We start from the raw sequence: 15,158 nt of genomic DNA, 5'->3' as shown, positions 1-15,158 counted from the left end.
TCACGGACCCCACCAGCCGCCGAGCCCGGCGGCCCCGGCGCACGTCTCCGGGTCGAAGGAATAGCCCCGGGCCGCGAGGGCGCGCACCAGGGCCGCCCGGCGCGGTGCCGGGAGCGCGGTGTAGAGCCTGTGGAAGGCCGCCGGCGTCGATCCGGGATCGCAGGCGGCTGTCATCACCTCGCGGCGCTGGCCTTCCGTGAACCGCGCGGCGTCGAAGATCCGGGGAAGATCGGCGCAGAGGGCCTCCCGGATGACCGCCGGGCGCCTGGCCCCGAGGGCGATGAACCCCTCGCAGCCCCCCGCCACCCCCGGGATCTCCTTGTAGACGAAGACGGCCGGGCGCAGGCATCCGGCCCCGGCCAAGCCCCCGAAGGCAAGGAGAACGGCGGCCAAGCGCGCCCGCCGCCCCGGTCGCTTCAGCAGGACCTTTGACAATCCGGCCGCCACAGGCAGTCCATCACGCCGCAGCCGGGGATCTTGAGAAAGCAGTCCGTGTGGCCCTCGGCCAGCTGGATGGCCCAGATGAGGTCGTTCTTCTTGCGCCGGGAATAGTTCTTCACCTTGAGCGCCTTGGCCATGTTCCGGATCTCGGCGAGCTTCATTCCACACCCCCGTTTTCTTTACCTGGTATACCCCTGAAGACCCCGGCCGGCCCGCGCCGCCGCGAATCTCGTCTTATCCCCCCTCTATGCCCTCCCGGGGGCCGTGTCAAGTCTTTTCCGCCGGGCCCCGCGCCCCCCTGGCGCGGCCCGCCGCCGCCCGGTAACCTGGCCGGGGAGACATCGGCGAGAAACGGGCGAAAGAACCGGCATGGGATTCGACAGATCACTCTGGGAAAAGGTGGTGGCCTTTCACGGCCACGAATGTCCGGGCCTCGCCATGGGCTACCGGGCGGTCTTGGCCGCGCTCCGCCGCCTCGGGGCCGGGCGCGCCCGGGACGAGGAGCTGGTGGCGGTGGCGGAAACCGACGCCTGCGGGGTGGACGCCTTCCAGGTACTGGCCGGCTGCAGCCTCGGCAAGGGCAACCTCGTCCTCCGCAACCGCGGCAAGCAGGCCTTCACCCTCTACCGGCGCGCCATGGGAGAGGGCATACGGGTCTACGTGGCGCCCGAACGGCTCGAGGGGGAATGGGCCGACCGGCGGGAGAGGACCTGGGCCATCCTCACCGCCCCGGAGGAGATCCTCTGTACCGTCTCGGAGGCGGCCGGGCCGCCGCCCGGCCCCGCCCCCCGGTTCCCCTCCGTCACCTGCACGGCCTGCGGAGAGCGGCTGGCCGAGCCTCTGGCCCGTCTCAGGGACGGCGAGGTCGTCTGCCTCGACTGCCTCGCGGCGCCCGGCCGGGAAAACCGGGACGGAGGAGAGGACGAATGACTTGGCACGCGCATTGCTTTTAGAGAGGGCACATCGCAGCACTCTCCTCCCCATCCCCCCTGGGCCCTCTTCTTCGGAAGAGGGCCCTTTCTTTCGGTCCCGCCCCGTGCCGCCGAGCCGCGGCGGCCGGCGCCCGGAGAGAGGCCTTCCCGTCCTCCACCGCGGTCCGGCCGCCGGCCCGCCCGGAGAGTGCAAGAACTGCACGCCTCCCCGGTGCAGGGCTTGCATCGTGCACCCGGCGACGCCGGCTACAGCACGACGCCGAGCGTCGCCAGCTCCCGCTCGGCCCGTTCCCGCCAGCCCCGGTTGGCCGCGGGGTTGGCGGGGCTCGGGTGGGTGAGGCGGCCCACCCGGACGTCGAGCCCCCCCAGGGCCGCCTCGGCCCGGGCGGCGGCGAAGGCCCCGATCCCGGCCACCACCCGGGGGCGGAGGATCTCCACGGTGGCGCGGAGGGCCCGGTCGCAGGCCGCAAGGAGCGGCGCCCGCTCCGCAGCCCCGAGGTGGTCCGGGGTCCGGTTCCGCCCCTCCGCCTCGAGGAAGAGGAGCGGGCAGTAGTTGGCCACGAAGAACCGGGCGAAGAACCGTTCCGGCGTCCCGAAGCGGTCCCGCGCCCAGCCCCAGAGGCGGGTCCCGCTCACCTCCCGCCGCGGGCAGGCGAAGCCCAGGACCGGCCGCTTCGGGTGCTCCCGCCCCGGCCGCCCCACCGGCGCCTCGATGCCCATCCACCCGCGCACCGAGGCCACGTCCCCGAAGGGGACCCCGGTCTGGGCCATCCCCCAGGGGCCGGGGTTCATCCCCACCAGGACCACCTCCTTGGGCGCCCGGCCGAAGCGCGCCACGTAGGCGGCATAGGGCGCCCGTGCGTATTCCAGCGGGTGGTAGACGTGGGTGACGGGCGGCCCGAACCGGAGCCCCTGCAACTCGCGCGAGAGGGCGTCGGCCACGGCGAGGAGGGCCTCTCCGGCGCCTCCGGCCTCAGTGCCCATATCCCGCCCGGGCCGTGGACCCGGCATGGCAGTCGATGCACCGGAGCCCGAACCCCGAGGCGATCCGGCCGTGGAGCCGGTGGGGTTCGGGCGATGGGGCGAAGGGCCGAAACCGCGGTCCGCCGCGGCCGAGATGGCAGGCATAGCAGGTCTGCATGGCGGACCGCCAGGCGGCCAGGGCCCGGGCACCGTCCCGTGCCGCCACCGCCCCCCGGAGATCCTTCAGGACCAGGCGGTTGCGCCGGGCGGCGGTCTCCCGGAGGGCCGGCGGCTTTTCCGAAAGGTGCGGCAGGATCAGCATCATGGGCTTTCCGCAGCCGAGGAGCCCTCCCGGCTCGTCGTAGGCCGCGGCGGCGGCCGCGAACTGGCCGCGCTCGATGAGCCCCCGGAGCCGCACGAAGCCGAAGAACCCCTGGTAGGCCCCCTGCTTGAAGTAGAGTCGCCGGTGGGCGAGATATCGCGCCGCAGCCCGGATCTCCGCGGGGTCCCGGCCCCGGACCCAGAGGACGTCTCGCCCGCCGGGAAGGCCCTTCGCCACCCGCCAGACGGCAGGGCCCTCCGGCATCGGCCCGGCCGCCGCCGAAAGGCGCTCGGCCAGCCGGTTCTGTGTGCCCACCACCACCAGGGGAAAATCCCGGACCTCCGCGGGCGGGATCTCCGTGTCGAGCCGGAGGATCTCCGGGAAGTCGCCCGCCGCCGATTCCGCCGCCGTCACCCCGGGGTCGTCCGTCCAGGCCGCCACCGCCGCCGCCACCAGGGCGGCTGCCTGGACGACCGGGGCGGGCTCGGCCGCCCCCACCACCACCCGGACCGCCGGCACCAGGGCCCGGTCGGTCTCGAGGGGCGTCCCCGAGAAGGCCTTCCCGACCCGCACGTAGGGAAAGGTCCGATCCGCGAAGGGCCCGGGCCCCACCCGGACCCCGGCGCAGGCGGGTCCCGCAAGCCACGCCCCGGCCAGGCACACCGCCGCCGCACACCACCCGATGCGGTTTCGCCTCATTCGTCGCCTCCTATCCTTGCTTCGGCCGGGCCTCCCCCGCCCTGGCCCCATTCCGGCTGCACGGCCGCATAGTGTAGCATATGCCGCACCCACGGCAGGAAGGCGAAGGCCGGGAAGGCCAGGAAGAAGGTCAGGAGGAAGTACGGCCCGTAGCCCAGGGCGGCGGCGCCGTAGCCACCCGCCCATCCCGCCACGGAACGGCTCAGGGCGAAGACGGAGGAGAGGACGGCGTACTCGGTGGCCGATCGCCGCTTGTCCACGATAGCCATGAGGAAGGCCAGGAAGGCGGCGGTCCCGAGCCCCCCGGTGAAGGACTCGAGGGCGCTGGCCCCGTACATCACCGCCCGGTGGGCGAGGGCGGGTGCGGCCCCGTCCCCGGCCGCCGGCACGACGAAGGCCGCCGCCGCGTAGCCCAGGTTGGAGACCGCCTGGGCGAGCCCCAGGATCCAGAGTGCGTGGAAGACCCCCACCCGGTCCGTGAACCATCCCCCCGCCAGCCCCCCCAGGATGGACAGCCCGATGCCGATGTTCACCGAGACGAGCCCGATCTGGCCGGGGGAGAATCCGCAGTCCACCCAGAAGGGCTTGATCATGAAGCCCATGGAGGTATCGGCCAGCTTGAAGGTGAGGATGAAGAGCACCACCGGGACGATGCCCGGCCGCCGGAGCATCTCGAAGAGCGCCCCGAAGACCGGGCCCCGGGTGATGTCCACGGACGCCGTCCCGTCTCCGCCGGGAGAAAGGGCCCGCCAGGCGGCCGAGGCCGCCACGGGGAGGGCCGCCGCGGCCAGGACCCATCCCCAGAAGCCGGGATGCCCCTGGGACCAGCCCGCCGCCCGGTCCGCGAGCCAGACCGCCCCGCACAGGAAGGCGGCGACGATGGCCGCCGCCCCGGGCCGCCGGGCGATGGCCCGAAGCTCCACGGCGGCGCGGACCCCCCTCCCGGCGGCGGCCGGGGCCCGCTCCGGGGGCGCCGCCAGGCACGCAAGGCCCAGGAGGGCCACCAGCCCCCCCGCCGCGAGGTAGGCCGCCGTCCAGCCGACGTGGTCCACCAGCATGAGGACCGTCCCCGCGGCCAGGAGCCCCACCCGGTAGAAGCCGATCCGGAGGCCGTTGGCGCGGCCGAACTCCCGCCGGGGGAGGAGCTCGATGGTGTAGCCGTCGATGGCGATATCGTTGGTGGCCGACAGCACGGTGAAACCCGCCACCAGGGCGAGGGCCCACGGCCCCACGCCGGCCCGCGCGGCGAAGGCGGCCAGGACCAGCCCCATGCCGAGGTCCGCGGCGAACATCCAGCGCCGGTGGCCCCGGACCCGGTCCACCGCCGGGGCCCAGAGGAACTTGAGGGTCCAGGCGAGGCCCAGGAGGCTCAAGACCCCGATCTCCTGGAGGTCCACGCCCCGCTGCCGGAAGTAGACCGGGAAGGTGTCGTAGAAGAGGCCGAAGGGGAGTCCCTGGGCGAAGTAGAGGACGCCCACCCAGAAGAGGCGGTGCCGGCGAAGGCGCTGCATCATGGAAGGAAGTGCACCCGGCATAGGCGAAAGCGGCGCGGCCCGGCGAGGCGCACCGGGCCGCCGGCCGCCGGGGAAGAGCATACCACAACCCCGGCCGCGGGGCGCGGGGGATGCGGGGGCCGGCGGCCTTGGGGTATGCTGGGGGCCGGCGGCGCCTCTCCGCGGCCGCCCGGATCGTGCCATGCGCCCCCGAGCACAGCGTTCACCCGCCATGCCCGCCGCCCCGCGCCGCCTCCTCGCCTGGGGCGGCCTCCTCGCCCTCTACCTCGCCCTCCTGGTCTTCGGGCTCTGGTACGGGCGCTACCCGGTGACCTGGGCGGAGATCCTGCGCCTGGCGGCGGCGCTGGCCGGCACCGGGCCGCCCCCGCCTCCCGAGGTCCGGACCATCGTCCTGGACGTGCGGCTGCCCCGGCTGCTGCTCGCCTCCCTGGTAGGGGCGTCGCTGGCCACCTCGGGGGCCGTCTTCCAGGGGCTGCTCAGGAATCCCCTGGCCGATCCCTTCACCCTCGGCGTCTCCACCGGCGCCGCCTTCGGGGCCACCGCGGCCCTCTTCCTCGGGGCGGGGGCGGGCACCGCCCTCATGGGGCTCGGGCTCTTGCCGCTCTTCGCCATGGCCGGGGGGCTGGCGGCGCTCGCGGTGGTGCTTCACCTCGCCCGCGTGGACGGCACGCTCCGGCCCGCCACCCTGATCCTCGCCGGGATCGTGGTGAGCACCTTCCTCTCGGCCCTCATCGGCCTCATGAAGAGCCTCGACGACCAGGGCCTGGCCGCCATCGTCTACTGGATGCTCGGGAGCGTGGGCGGCCGGGGCTGGAGCCACGTCCTCTTCCTCCTCCCCTACGCCGCGGCCGGCCTGGCCCTGTTCCTGGCCTACGGGCGGGAGCTCGACATCCTGGCCCTCGGCGACCTGGAGGCCCGCCACCTCGGCGTCCCGGTGGACCGGGTGCGCCTCGTACTGCTCGCCGCCGCCTGCCTCGTCACCGCCGCCGCGGTCTCGGTGAGCGGCGTCATCGGGTTCGTGGGCCTCGTGGCGCCCCACATGGTGCGGCTCGTCCAGGGCCCGTCGCACCGGCCGCTGCTCGGCGCCGCCGCCCTGGCCGGGGCCCTCATGCTGGCGGGGTCGGACCTCCTCGCCAAGAACCTCCTGCCCGGGGGCGAAGAACTCCCCGTGGGCGTGCTGACCACCCTCGTCGGCGGTCCCTTCTTCTGTTACCTCCTGAAGGCCCGCCGGCGGCAGGTGGCCCGGGACTGACCCGTGGACCGCCCCCCTCCCGTCATCGCGGCGCGGCGGATCACCGTGGCCTACGGGCGCCGCACGGTCCTCCGGGACGTGGACCTCACCGTGGCCCCCGGGGAGATGGTGGGGCTCCTCGGCCCCAACGGCTCCGGCAAGACCACCCTGCTCCACGCCCTCCTCGGCCTGGTCCCCCTCGCCGGGGGGGAGATCCGTCTCTGGGGCCGCGACATCCACCGCCTCACGGCCCGGGAGCGGGCCCGGCGGGCCGCCCTGGTCCCCCAGGGCACGGGCCCGGCCTTCCCCTACCCGGCGGCCGAGGTGGTCCTCATGGGCCGATACCCGCACCTGCGGCCGTGGCGGGGCTACACGGAACGCGACGCGGCGGCCGCCCGGTCGGCCATGGATCGGGCGGGGGTGGCGCCGCTGGCGGAGCGGCCCGTGACGGAGCTTTCGGGCGGCGAACGCCAAGGGGTGCTGGTGGCCCGGTCCCTGGCCCAGGAGGCCCCGCTGCTCCTCCTGGACGAGGCGGTCTCGGCCATGGACATCCACCGGAAGATCGAGCTCTTCGACCTCTTCGCGGAGATGAACCGGCGGGAGGGGGCCACGGTGGTGGCGGTGCTGCACGACCTCAATCTCGCGGCCCTCTACTGCCGGCGGATCGTCTTCCTGCGGCATGGCCGCGTCCATGCCGACGGGGCGGCCGGGGAGGTCCTCACGCCGGGGGTGATTGAGGCGGTCTACGGGACCCGGGTCCTGGTGGAGACGCACCCGGTCACGGGCCGGCCGGTGGTGTGCTTCATCCCGGGAGGGAGCCGAGGAACCGGCGGATGACCTCGTCCAGGCGGTCGAACCGGAAGGGCTTGTGGAGGATCTCGACGCGGCCCTCGGCCTGGAAGGCCTCGAGCCGGGAGTCGTCCGCGTAGCCCGTGGCCAGGATGGCCGGAAGGTCCGGACGCACCTCGCGCAGCCGGGTGAGGGTCTCGAGCCCGTCCCAGCCGGGCATGTTCATGTCCAGGATGGCAAGGTCCACCCCGCCGGGGTCCCGGCGGAGGGTCTCCAGGGCCGCCGGCCCGCTCTCCACCGCGGTCACCTCGTAACCGAAGGCCCCGAGGGCCTCGGTGAGCACGTCGCGCAGCATCTCCTCGTCGTCCACGACCAGCACCTTCACGGCTTCTCCCCCTTTCCGCCGAACCGGCTGCGGCCGGGCGCCCGCCGCGTCCTCCTCGTCCGCCCGGCCCGCCTCCGGCCCCACGGGGCAGCTGGCGGCGGGCAGCACGACGCGGACCGTGGTCCCCCGGCCCCGCCGGCTCTCCACCGAGATCCTTCCGTAGTGGGCCTCCACGATGCGCCGCGTCATGGTGAGCCCGAGGCCCGTCCCGGCTCCCATGGGCTTGGTGGTGAAAAAGGGATCGAAGATCCGTTCCAGGACGGCCTTGTCCATGCCGGCCCCGTTGTCCCGGACCTCCAGGGTCAGCTCCCCCCGGCCGTCGTGGCGGGAGGTGAAGCGGACCTCCCCGCCCCCGTTCAGGGCGTCCACCGCGTTCAGCGCGAGGTTCAGGAGCACCTGGTGGAGCTGCCCCGGGTCCCCCAGCACCGGTGGCAGGTCCGGGGCGAGGTCGAGGGTGAAGGTGATCCGCCGGTCACAGGTCTGCCGGAGCATGGCGGCCACGTCCTCCATGAGCCGATTGAGCTGGACGGGGCGGACGTCCGGTTCCCCGGGCCGGCTGATGGAGAGGACCTGCCGGGTGAGCCCGGAGGCCCGGTCGATGGCCCGGTGGATCTTCTCCGCCACGCCGCGGGCCCCGCCATCGGGCGGCAGCTCCCGCTCCAGGGCCTCCACGTACCCCTGGATGCCCGCCAGGATGTTGTTGAACTCGTGGGCGAGCCCGCCGGCCAGGGTGGCCACCGCGTCCAGCTTCTGCCGGTTGCGGACCTCCTCCTCCAGGGCGATCCGCTCCGTGATGTCGTCCTTGACGGCGATGTAGCCGAGGATGGCCCCGTCGCCCGCCTTGACCGGGGCGATCACCGCGTTCTCGGTGAAGAGGCGCCCGTCCTTGGCCCTGTTGACGAGACGCCCCTCCCAGACCCGGCCGGCCGTTATGGTGCCCCACAGGTCGCGGTAGAAGGCCTCGTCGTGGCGGCCGCTCTTCAGGATCCGGGGGTTCTGCCCGATGGCCTCGGCCCGGGTGAACCCCGTGATCCGCTCGAAGGCGGGGTTGACGTACTCGATCTGCCCGGCGGTGTCCGTCATGATGACCATGACGGGGAGCTGCTCCACGGCCGCGTACATGCGGCGCAGATCGCGGCTGCGCCGGACCACGTGTTCTTCCTCCTCGAGCTCGGTGAGGTCGCGGCCGATGATGCCGATGCCGATGACCTCGTCGCCCCGCCGGAGGGGGAAGTAGGTCCGCGCCATGTAGCGGCGCCCCGCCGCCGGGAAGTCGAACCAGTCCTCGTAGGTGACGGCCTGCCCGGACTGGAGGACCAGCCGGAGCCTCGGCTGGATCTTGGCCTCGTAGTCCCCCGGGGCGAAGACCTCCCGGATGGAGCGGCCGGCGAGGGCGCCGGCGTCCCATCCCACCGCCCGCCCGTAGGCGTCGTTGGCGAGGAGGTAGCGCCCCTCCACGTCGAGGAGGGAGATCTGGTCGGGGGAGGCCTCGAACATCTGCCGGTGGAGGAGGAGGGACCGGGCCGACTCCTCCCGCTCGAGGGCCAGGGCCAAGGCGTAGGCCCCGGCGAAGAGGAGGTCCACCTCGGCATCGCTCCAGGCCCCGGCGCCGGTCCGCCCGAAGCCGAGAAAGGCCGCCAGCCGGCCCCGCACCAGGACCGGGAGCAACAGCACGGCCTCCATGCCCAGGGCCGCAAGGGTATCGGCCTCGGCGGGGGGGAGGTCGGCGGCCGCACGGTTGATCACCTCCCCCGCCGCCAGCCGCCCGAGCCACCGGCGGAAGGGATCGCGCCCGAAGAGGTCCTCGGCGTCCGGGAGGCCGCCGTCGGGAACCGGGGCGGGGGCACACCACTCGGCCCGGCGGTGGACCCGGAGGCCCGAGGGGTTGCCCGGCCGGACCTCGTAGTAGCAGCAGCGACCGGCCCCGGCGGCCCCGGCCAGCGTCCGGACCACGTCGGCGGCGGCGGCGGAGATGTCGCCCGACTCGAGGAGCAACGTGGCCGTCCGGGCCACGGCCTGGATGTACGAGCCGATGGCCGGGCCCGGGCCGCCGCCGTCTTCGGGCGGAAAGGCGGCCTGCTTGAGTTTTTCGAGGGCACGCGCGCCTCGTCGCTGAAACCGCTCCATGTCGCCCCCGCGTCCCCGGCCTCACACCCCGTTCTTCTTTCATCGGCCTCCTGGGGGCCGGCCTTGAAAACGGGCGCCGGGCCGGGACTTTTTAAATGATGGGGCAGATCCCACGAAAAGACAAGGCCGGGCGGAGGCGCCCCCTCAGCCCCGCCAAAGGAGCCAGGCCCCGATCCCCACGAAGAGGAGCCCCGCCCCCCGCCGGAGAAACGGGGCGGGGAGCGTCTCGCCCGCCGCCCCGCCCACCAGCACTCCCACGAGGGTGCTCAGAACCAGGGCCGAAGAGGCGGCGGCGAAGACCGTCCACCGGGCCCCGGACCCGGCGGCGAACCCGACGGTGGCCAGCTGGGTCTTGTCGCCCAGCTCGGCCAGGAAGACGGCGGTGAAGGTGGTCAGAAACAGCTTCGGATCCATGGCGTCACCTCGATGCGCCGGCGGCCGCCGGTCCCTGCCCGGCGGCCAGGGCGGCAAGCACCTTCCGGTCCGCCCCGGAGAAGGCGTAACGCTCCAGCTCGCCCGGCGCGGCCCAGGCCAGGTCCAGGCACTGGAGGGGGCGCGGCGTCCCGGCGGCGATCTCGGCTCGGAAGACGTGGAGCTCTATGGAGAAATGGGTGTAGGCGTGGCGGACCGTCACGAGGGGCCCGAGGACCCGGATCGGGACCCCGAGTTCCTCCCGGATCTCGCGCCGGATGCACGCCTCGAGCGACTCCCCGGGCTCGCGCTTGCCGCCGGGGAATTCCCAGAGTCCCCCGAGCATCCCGTCGAGGGGCCGGCGGGTGATGAGGATGCGGCCGGCGCCGTCGCGGATGAAGGCAGCGGTCACCTGGAGGTGCGGCCGGCGCCGCCGGGGCGGGCGGCGGGGGAGGTCCGCCGCCCGCCCCCGGCGGCGGGCCAGGCAGACGGGGGAGAGGGGGCAGGCGCCGCACGCGGGCCGGCCCGGCCGACACACCAGGGCCCCGAGCTCCATGAGCGCCTCGTTGTGGCGGCGGGGGGCGGCGCGGTCCAACAGGACCTCGGCCAGGCGGAAGATCTCGGGGTCGGCGCCCGGGCGAAGGGGGCGATCCACGGCGGCCAGCCGCGCCAGCACCCGGCCCACGTTGCCGTCCACGACGGCCACCGGGCGGTCGAAGCCCAGGCTGAGCACCGCCCGGGCGGTGTAGGGGCCGAGCCCCGGGAGGGCCAGGAGGGCGTCGAGGTCGTCCGGCACCCGGCCGCCGTGGCGCTCCGCCACCACCCGGGCCGCCCGGTGGAGGTTCCGGGCCCGGGCGTAGTAACCGAGCCCCTCCCAGGCCTTCAGGACCGGCTCGAGGGGGGCGGCGGCCAGGTCCGCGACGTCCGGCCAGGCCGCGCAGAACCGCTCGAAGTAGGGCACCACCTTGGCCACCTGGGTCTGTTGGAGCATCACCTCCGAGACCCAGGTACGCCAGGGGGTCCGGTGGCGGCGCCAGGGGAGGTCCCGCCGGGCGCCGTCGAACCACCCGGCGAGCCGGGCCGCCACGCCGGGGGCCGCGGCCCGCCAGCGAGCGAGGTTGACCCCCCCGTCCGGGGTCCTTAAAATCTCCGCCATGCGGCTCCTCCTTCACACGTGCTGCGGGCCTTGCACACTCTACCCGCTGGAACGCCTACGGGCCAAGGGTTTCGAGGTGACGGGGCACTTCTTCAACCCCAACGTCCACCCCTTCCGCGAGTACGAGCGCCGGGTGGAGGCCATGGAGACCGTGGCGGACCGGCTCGGGCTCCCGGTCCTCTGGGCTCCGGAGGGCTACGACCTGCACCGGTGGTTCGAGGCCGTGGGGCCGGAGACCGATCCCGGCCGGCGGTGCCCGGCCTGCTACCGGCTGCGGCTTTCCGCCGCGGCCGCGGCGGCGAAGGCACACGGGTTCCCGGCCTTCAGCACCACCCTGCTCTACAGCCGTTACCAGCGGCACGCCGAGATCCGGGCCGCGGGCGAGGCGGCGGCCCGAGAGGCGGGGGTCGCCTTTCACTACGAGGACTTCCGCGAGGGCTGGGCCGCGGGCATCGAGGCCGCGAGGGCCCTCGGCATCTACCGGCAGCCCTACTGCGGCTGCCTCTTCAGCGAGGGCGAGCGCTACGCGGCCCGGGCCGAGCGGCTCCGCCGGCGGCTGGCGGCGCCGGCCGCGGGGAGGGCGGCGTGAACCCCCTGGGCGAGATCGGGCGGCTGCTCCTCTTCTTCGGCGCGGCCGTGGCGGTGGTGGGGCTCCTCCTCATGGCCGGCTCGCGTCTTTCCTTCATCGGCCGCCTGCCCGGGGACATCCTCATCCGGAAAGGAAATTTCACCTTCTACTTCCCGCTGGCCACCTCGCTCCTCCTGAGCGCCCTCCTCACCCTCCTCCTATGGATCCTTCGCAAGTGACCCGCCGCGACTGGCTGAAGCGGGCGGCGGGGTGGGCCCTGGGCGTCCTCGGGCTCTACCCCTTCGCCGCCTTCGTCACCACCGACCGGGTCCGCCCGCCGCGGACGGTGCGCATCCGGAAGGAGCTCAAGCCCGGGCAGTACCTCCTCGAGCCCGACTTCTGCCTCTTCGAGACCGAGGCCGGGCCGATGGCCGTCTCGCGCCGCTGCCCCCACCTCGGCTGCCGGATCACCTACCACCCGGTGGAGCGCGGCTTCATCTGCCCCTGCCACCAGAGCCGGTTCACCTGGGACGGCCGCTACGTCTCGGGGCCGGCCAAGAAGGACCTGCCCCGGCTCGGGGTCCGGCGCCTCGAGGACGGCGGCTACGCGGTGGTGATCCCCAGGGGGCTCGGATGAGCCGGCGGTGGGGGGAGCTGGCCACCGCGGCCCTCCTGGTCTCGGCCGGCTCGGGCTTCGTGGTGGCCTACCACTACGAGGCGGCGGATGCCTTCGGCTCCGCCGTGGCCATCGACGCCCTCCTGCCCTTCGGCGGGTTCTGGCGCGCCCTCCACTTCTACTCGAGCCAGGCCTTCGTGCTGCTCCTCCTCGTCCACACCTGGCAGATGCTGGACGAGGCCACCCTGGACCGCCAGCACAACGGGCGATGGTGGCTGCTCGTCGCGCTGCTGCCCATGGGAGTTCTCGCGCTGTTTACCGGCTACGTCCTCCGGGCCGACGCCACGGGGCTCGCCGCCGGGGCCGTGGCCGAACACCTGGCCCTCGCCGTGCCCGTGGCGGGGCCGGCCCTGGACCGGCTCCTCTTCGCCGTGTCCCTGGAGGGGCTGAACCGGGTCTACGTGGTCCACTACCTCCTGACGGCCCTCCTCTGGGGCCTGGGCACCTGGTACCACACGCGCCGGGTCCTGGTGGGGCGGAGGGAGCTCGCCCTGATCCTCGGGGTCACGGGGGCGGCGGCCGCTCTCGTCCGTGCCCCCATGGACGCCCCCGGGGCGGCGCCGGACCTCATCCACGGGCCCTGGTTCTTCCTGGCGGTGCAGGAGCTGCTCCGGCATCTTCCGCCCCTGGCGGCCGGGGTCGTCTATCCCGCCGTCCCCGTGGCGGCCCTCGGGCTCATGCCGCTCGCCCGGGCACGGCGGCCGCTCTGGTGGCTGCTCGGCCTCTGGGGGGCCAGCTACCTCGTGCTCACCGCCGTGGCCTGGCTCCGGTGAAGGAGGACGCCATGCCCCCGAACCGCCCCCCGGCCCTCCTCTGCCTCGCCCTGATGCTGGCATGGCTCTCGACCGCCGCCGCGGCGCCCCCCGCAGGCGTCCCGGCCCTGGACCATCCGCCGCCCACGGTGACCCGGACCACCGCTGGCCAGGTGGACCTCTGCCTCGGGTGCCACCGGCAGGATCCCGGGGGCGCCCACGCCAGGGACGTCCTCGGCTGCGCCGCCTGCCACCTGGGCGACCCGTTGGCCGGCGACAAGACCCGCGCCCACCGGGGTATGGTGAAGAACCCCGGCGAACTCCGCCTCGGCCCCCGCACCTGCGGCCAGGCGGGCTGCCACCCGAACCAGCTCCGGTGGGTCGAAAACTCCCTCATGGCCACCAACCGGGGCATCATCGACGCACTTCGCACCTACTGGGGTGAATCCGCCGGACCGGGGGCCGAGGACCTCACCGTGCACGGCCTGGCCCGCTCCGGCCTTACCTCCCCGGCCCTGGACTACTTCCGGAAGCTCTGCGGCAGCTGCCACCTCTGGATGGAAAAGGGCTCCCTGCCGGATTTCCTGGCCGCCAAGGGCGGCGGCTGCACCGCGTGCCACCAGGAGAAGCCCGAACCGGACACACCCCGGGAGCGGGCCCATACCCGGATCACCCGGGACGCCCCCCTCGAAAACTGCGTCCGCTGCCACAACCGGAGCGGCCGGATCGGCCTCTCGTATCAGGGCCTCATGGAATCGGAGGGTTACGGCACGCCGTACGAGGCGGGCGACCTCGGGACCCACCAGCTCGAGGACGGCCGCTACGTCCGGTCCATGCCCGACGACGTCCACCACCGTAAGGGCCTCGCCTGCGTGGACTGCCACACCCAGCGCGAAACCATGGGCGACGGCACGCGCCACGTCCACTTCGAGGAACAGCTGGAGGTCCGCTGCGTCACCTGCCACGCCGGAGGCGAGGCCCTCCGCCCCCTGGCCGAGGCCTACGCCCTCCGGAAGCGGGGCCTCGGCCCCCCTTCCGGGGTGCAGGTCAAGAGGGCGCCGCCCCGGCTGGACGTGGTGGCCAAGGGAACGGCCTTCTTCCTGGAAGGCCGGCGGGACCGGAAGCTCCACCCCCTCGACCCGCCCGACCCCGCGGCCTGCCGGGGGCCCCTCCACCGGCGCCTCTCCTGCCAGGCCTGCCACAGCACCTGGGTCCCCCAGTGCTACGGCTGCCACGTCCGGGCGGACCGGAGCCAGGCCATGCTGGACAAGGTGGCCGCCCGGGAGACGCCGGGCCGGTGGAGCGAATTCCGCTCCTTCATGCGCCACGAGAGCCCGCCTCTCGGCCGCAAGGGCGACGAGGTGGTGATCCTCGTCCCCGGGTGACAGGACTTTGTCTCCCTGTTGGATCACAGGGGCCGATGGGAAAAGGACTTCGTGCGGCTCACGGTCTCGTGGATGGACCCCCACACCACCCAGCCCAAGGGCCGGAGCTGCCCCGACTGCCACCAGACCCCCCGGGCGCTGGGCCTCGGGGAGGGAAGCCTCCACCGGGGGCCCGGGGGCTGGGCCTTCACCCCCGCCCTGGCCGCCCGGCCCCGCCTCCTCGGGATCGACCACCCCCTGGACGCCTTCGTGGACGCGAACGGCACCGCCCTGGTTCACACCTCCCGGCCGGACCTTCGCCCCCTGGGCCGAGACGAGATCCGCCGCGTCCTGGACGTGGGGCTCTGCCTTCCCTGCCACCGGGACCTCCGGGACCCGGTGATGCGGGCCTGGCGCCCCGGGCGCATGCCGCGCCCCTGCCGCCACGCGCCCGCCGCGGCACGCCCCTGACCCCCCGAAGACGCCGGGGCCGCGCCGTCCATCCCGGGACCGGCGTCTTCCCCTTGCCCCGGCATCCGCCCGGAACGGCCCGGCCATGAACGGTGACGAGCGCGTCCGGGGTCCGCGCATCCTGGATGACTCCGCGCGAAAAGTCCTCGGCGGGGACGGCGCGACAAGAATCGCCGAATGAAGACGCGGGGACGTCAAGGAATGAGGCCGACTTGAGCCCCGCCGCAATGACGGGGGCATCCGAAGCAACGCCGCAGCCCGCGCCTTTTTGCGAGGCCATCAAGTGTCGGCGCTTGGCGATGTCCGAGACGCCATCAAAAAACCGGGCCCCGAAGGGCCCGGTTCGTTCCGGCGGTA

General features: G+C 74.0%; 17 protein-coding genes. 9 read left to right on the top strand and 8 right to left on the bottom strand.

From position 1 onward, the window contains the following. Positions 1-393 (bottom strand): hypothetical protein, encoded by a 393-nt coding sequence (locus tag HCU62_RS01630; RefSeq protein ID WP_169755368.1) that lies wholly within the window; start codon positions 391-393, stop codon positions 1-3. Positions 394-416: 23 nt separating this feature from the next. Continuing rightward, complete coding sequence (locus HCU62_RS01625) at positions 417-602, bottom strand: Rho termination factor N-terminal domain-containing protein (protein ID WP_163299684.1); 186 nt, start codon at positions 600-602, stop codon at positions 417-419. 208 nt (positions 603-810) lie between these two features. Here HCU62_RS01625 and HCU62_RS01620 point away from each other — a divergent pair, with 208 nt between their 5' ends. Next, entirely contained in the window at positions 811-1,371 is a 561-nt protein-coding gene (locus HCU62_RS01620) for an FmdE family protein (RefSeq protein WP_163299686.1), read from the top strand. 248 nt (positions 1,372-1,619) lie between these two features. On the opposite strand, the gene HCU62_RS01615 is transcribed toward HCU62_RS01620, so the two are convergent. Genes HCU62_RS01615 through HCU62_RS01605 form a run of 3 tightly spaced genes read right to left on the bottom strand, consistent with a single transcriptional unit; the run spans position 1,620 to position 4,871 of the window. Further along, positions 1,620-2,357, bottom strand: coding sequence for a uracil-DNA glycosylase family protein (locus tag HCU62_RS01615; RefSeq protein ID WP_163299689.1), 738 nt, complete (start codon positions 2,355-2,357; stop codon positions 1,620-1,622). Further along, entirely contained in the window at positions 2,347-3,357 is a 1,011-nt protein-coding gene (locus HCU62_RS01610) for a cellulose biosynthesis cyclic di-GMP-binding regulatory protein BcsB (protein ID WP_163299692.1), read from the bottom strand. Before HCU62_RS01610 ends, HCU62_RS01615 begins: the two co-directional genes overlap by 11 nt. Beyond that, positions 3,354-4,871 (bottom strand): MFS transporter, encoded by a 1,518-nt coding sequence (locus HCU62_RS01605; protein ID WP_246325170.1) that lies wholly within the window; start codon positions 4,869-4,871, stop codon positions 3,354-3,356. The genes HCU62_RS01610 and HCU62_RS01605 overlap by 4 nt, the downstream gene beginning before the upstream one ends. 211 nt (positions 4,872-5,082) lie before the next feature. Here HCU62_RS01605 and HCU62_RS01600 point away from each other — a divergent pair, with 211 nt between their 5' ends. Beyond that, on the top strand, positions 5,083-6,123 hold the full coding sequence (locus HCU62_RS01600) for a FecCD family ABC transporter permease (RefSeq protein WP_163299571.1): 1,041 nt from the start codon (positions 5,083-5,085) through the stop codon (positions 6,121-6,123). 3 nt (positions 6,124-6,126) lie between these two features. Beyond that, on the top strand, positions 6,127-6,939 hold the full coding sequence (locus tag HCU62_RS01595) for an ABC transporter ATP-binding protein (protein WP_309474840.1): 813 nt from the start codon (positions 6,127-6,129) through the stop codon (positions 6,937-6,939). Here HCU62_RS01595 and HCU62_RS01590 read toward each other — a convergent pair. From HCU62_RS01590 to mutY, 3 genes are all read right to left on the bottom strand, one after another. Beyond that, positions 6,905-9,403, bottom strand: a complete 2,499-nt coding sequence (locus HCU62_RS01590; protein WP_163299567.1) for a PAS domain-containing hybrid sensor histidine kinase/response regulator — start codon at positions 9,401-9,403, stop codon at positions 6,905-6,907. The genes HCU62_RS01595 and HCU62_RS01590 overlap by 35 nt on opposite strands. Before the next feature lie 144 nt (positions 9,404-9,547). Beyond that, positions 9,548-9,817 (bottom strand): TMEM165/GDT1 family protein, encoded by a 270-nt coding sequence (locus HCU62_RS01585; protein WP_169755366.1) that lies wholly within the window; start codon positions 9,815-9,817, stop codon positions 9,548-9,550. Between the two features lie 4 nt (positions 9,818-9,821). After that, complete coding sequence (gene mutY, locus HCU62_RS01580; RefSeq protein ID WP_169755365.1) at positions 9,822-10,970, bottom strand: A/G-specific adenine glycosylase; 1,149 nt, start codon at positions 10,968-10,970, stop codon at positions 9,822-9,824. On the opposite strand from mutY, the gene HCU62_RS01575 reads away from it, so the two are divergent. Genes HCU62_RS01575 through HCU62_RS01550 form a run of 6 tightly spaced genes read left to right on the top strand, consistent with a single transcriptional unit; the run spans position 10,969 to position 14,801 of the window. Beyond that, entirely contained in the window at positions 10,969-11,559 is a 591-nt protein-coding gene (locus HCU62_RS01575; RefSeq protein WP_163299663.1) for an epoxyqueuosine reductase QueH, read from the top strand. The two genes, mutY and HCU62_RS01575, sit on opposite strands and share 2 nt — an antisense overlap. After that, entirely contained in the window at positions 11,556-11,777 is a 222-nt protein-coding gene (locus tag HCU62_RS01570) for a DUF2905 domain-containing protein (protein WP_374001951.1), read from the top strand. The genes HCU62_RS01575 and HCU62_RS01570 overlap by 4 nt, the downstream gene beginning before the upstream one ends. Then, the gene (locus HCU62_RS01565; protein WP_163299660.1) at positions 11,774-12,175 is read left to right on the top strand and encodes a Rieske (2Fe-2S) protein; all 402 of its coding nucleotides are present in this window, start codon (positions 11,774-11,776) and stop codon (positions 12,173-12,175) included. The genes HCU62_RS01570 and HCU62_RS01565 overlap by 4 nt, the downstream gene beginning before the upstream one ends. Beyond that, positions 12,172-12,987: a cytochrome b N-terminal domain-containing protein gene (locus HCU62_RS01560; protein ID WP_163299657.1), complete on the top strand. Its 816-nt coding sequence runs from the start codon at positions 12,172-12,174 to the stop codon at positions 12,985-12,987. Before HCU62_RS01565 ends, HCU62_RS01560 begins: the two co-directional genes overlap by 4 nt. A gap of 11 nt (positions 12,988-12,998) precedes the next feature. Next, complete coding sequence (locus tag HCU62_RS01555) at positions 12,999-14,351, top strand: hypothetical protein (RefSeq protein ID WP_169755364.1); 1,353 nt, start codon at positions 12,999-13,001, stop codon at positions 14,349-14,351. 18 nt (positions 14,352-14,369) lie between these two features. Beyond that, the gene (locus HCU62_RS01550; RefSeq protein ID WP_169755363.1) at positions 14,370-14,801 is read left to right on the top strand and encodes a hypothetical protein; all 432 of its coding nucleotides are present in this window, start codon (positions 14,370-14,372) and stop codon (positions 14,799-14,801) included. The last annotated feature ends 357 nt before the right edge of the window (positions 14,802-15,158 follow it).

It is taken from the genome of Dissulfurirhabdus thermomarina, from assembly GCF_012979235.1.
Lineage (GTDB): Bacteria > Desulfobacterota > Dissulfuribacteria > Dissulfuribacterales > Dissulfurirhabdaceae > Dissulfurirhabdus > Dissulfurirhabdus thermomarina.
The sequence above is the reverse complement of the archived record's forward strand: the minus strand, read 5'-3'. Positions and strand labels throughout refer to the sequence as shown.

What these genes read in the sequence shown, in the direction of transcription:
- HCU62_RS01625 (WP_163299684.1), bottom strand. Translation starts at nt 602, where the DNA reads ATGAAGCTCGCCGAGATCCGGAACATGGCCAAGGCGCTCAAGGTGAAG.
- HCU62_RS01620 (WP_163299686.1), top strand. Translation starts at nt 811, where the DNA reads ATGGGATTCGACAGATCACTCTGGGAAAAGGTGGTGGCCTTTCACGGC.
- HCU62_RS01615 (WP_163299689.1), bottom strand. Translation starts at nt 2,357, where the DNA reads ATGGGCACTGAGGCCGGAGGCGCCGGAGAGGCCCTCCTCGCCGTGGCC.
- HCU62_RS01610 (WP_163299692.1), bottom strand. Translation starts at nt 3,357, where the DNA reads ATGAGGCGAAACCGCATCGGGTGGTGTGCGGCGGCGGTGTGCCTGGCC.
- HCU62_RS01605 (WP_246325170.1), bottom strand. Translation starts at nt 4,871, where the DNA reads ATGATGCAGCGCCTTCGCCGGCACCGCCTCTTCTGGGTGGGCGTCCTC.
- HCU62_RS01600 (WP_163299571.1), top strand. Translation starts at nt 5,083, where the DNA reads ATGCCCGCCGCCCCGCGCCGCCTCCTCGCCTGGGGCGGCCTCCTCGCC.
- HCU62_RS01590 (WP_163299567.1), bottom strand. Translation starts at nt 9,403, where the DNA reads ATGGAGCGGTTTCAGCGACGAGGCGCGCGTGCCCTCGAAAAACTCAAG.
- HCU62_RS01585 (WP_169755366.1), bottom strand. Translation starts at nt 9,817, where the DNA reads ATGGATCCGAAGCTGTTTCTGACCACCTTCACCGCCGTCTTCCTGGCC.
- HCU62_RS01575 (WP_163299663.1), top strand. Translation starts at nt 10,969, where the DNA reads ATGCGGCTCCTCCTTCACACGTGCTGCGGGCCTTGCACACTCTACCCG.
- mutY (WP_169755365.1), bottom strand. Translation starts at nt 10,970, where the DNA reads ATGGCGGAGATTTTAAGGACCCCGGACGGGGGGGTCAACCTCGCTCGC.
- HCU62_RS01560 (WP_163299657.1), top strand. Translation starts at nt 12,172, where the DNA reads ATGAGCCGGCGGTGGGGGGAGCTGGCCACCGCGGCCCTCCTGGTCTCG.
- HCU62_RS01555 (WP_169755364.1), top strand. Translation starts at nt 12,999, where the DNA reads ATGCCCCCGAACCGCCCCCCGGCCCTCCTCTGCCTCGCCCTGATGCTG.